Source organism: Kitasatospora sp. NPDC091257, assembly GCF_044757675.1.
Taxonomy (GTDB): domain Bacteria; phylum Actinomycetota; class Actinomycetes; order Streptomycetales; family Streptomycetaceae; genus Kitasatospora; species Kitasatospora lactacystinica.
The window spans coordinates 1-1,249 of the sequence record NZ_JBIVVI010001769.1 but is presented as its reverse complement, the minus strand read 5'-3'; the positions used below and the strand labels follow the sequence as shown (position 1 = coordinate 1,249).

Genomic DNA, 1,249 nt, shown 5'->3' with positions numbered 1-1,249 from the left:
CCAGCAGCGCGGCCGCGGCGGCGGTCGGGCTGATCCGCTCGCCCAGCAGCAACCAGGCCGAGGACATCCCGAACACCGGGACCAGCAGCGAGTAGAGGTGCGCACCCGCAGGACACCGGACTGTCGCAGGCCCGTGGTAACCATGGGGCCGTGGACCCCACGGAGCCGTCGCCGCTGCCCCTGCCGCCCCTGTCGCCCGCCGCCGAAGCCGCGTTCGGGCGCGGGCGCGAGGCCGCGGACGAGGGGGAGTGGGAGCGCGCCCGCGACCTGTTCGAGGAGGCGGTCCGCGGCGCGGGGCCGCGGCTGCTGTGGCATGTCGTCGAGGCCTGCGGCGAGAGCGACGAGGCCGCGTTCTGGATGCGGCGGGCGGCCGTCTCGGAGAGCGAGCCGGGCGGCATCACGGTGGATCCGCACACGCTGCCCATCGAGCGGGCCCGCCCCGGCGCTGTTCCCTGCCAGGTCTTCGGAGTGGCCGTCAGGTGCGACGACCCGGCGCGCGCGGTCGCGGCGCTCACCGCCGCCGAGCCCCGGCTCATGCTGGTCTTCGAGGACGGCCGTGAACTCTCGCCGGAGGAGGCCGAGGACGCCTGGGACGAGGAGATGCCGCCCTACAGCCCCAACTACGCCGCCGTCGACGCCTCGATCCCGTACGTGCGGATGGACTGCAAGGGCCTGGTCCTCCCGCACATGGCCCGCACCGTCCTGCGCATCGTCGCGGACGAGCTGCGCAGGGCCGGGGTGCGGCGGGCGCACCTGTTCAGCCCGGAGCTCCCGGACGACCGGGACGGGTCCTGAGGCGTCGTCCTGGGCCCGGAGCCGCCCGTGGACCGCGGCGTCGGGGTCCGGGCCGGGCCCCTGTATGTTGATCACTCGCCGATCCTGTCGGTGTCCCGTCCCAGGGGGTTGACGCGCGGGCCCGGCACGAGGCGGCGGCCGTTTCGCACGGGGCGGGTCGCCCGCCGCCGGGGAGCCGGGAACGACCCGGAGCAACCCGGGAACGCCCCGGAAGGACCCCGGAGGAACCCGGGAAGGTCCCCGCCCCGGGGCCGGACGGCAGCAGCTCATCGTCTCGACGTTTCCGAAGGATCCCGCATGACCGTTCCCGTCCCGCCCGACAGCAGCCCGCGGTCCGCCGAGGAACCGGCTGCCACCGACCCGTGGGCGCCGCCGACCCCGGGCCAGGGCGAGACCGCGGCCCCCGCGTCCGTCACCGCTCCCGCTCCCGCCCCCGCCGGGGCCCAGGGCATGC

General features: G+C 76.4%; 1 protein-coding gene. It reads left to right on the top strand.

Features of this window, described 5'->3' with window-relative positions; translation table 11 throughout:
- Window positions 1-150: 150 nt before the first annotated feature.
- The gene (locus tag ACIQOV_RS41905; RefSeq protein WP_401056456.1) at window positions 151-795 is read left to right on the top strand and encodes a hypothetical protein; all 645 of its coding nucleotides are present in this window, start codon (window positions 151-153) and stop codon (window positions 793-795) included.
- Window positions 796-1,249 lie beyond the last annotated feature (454 nt).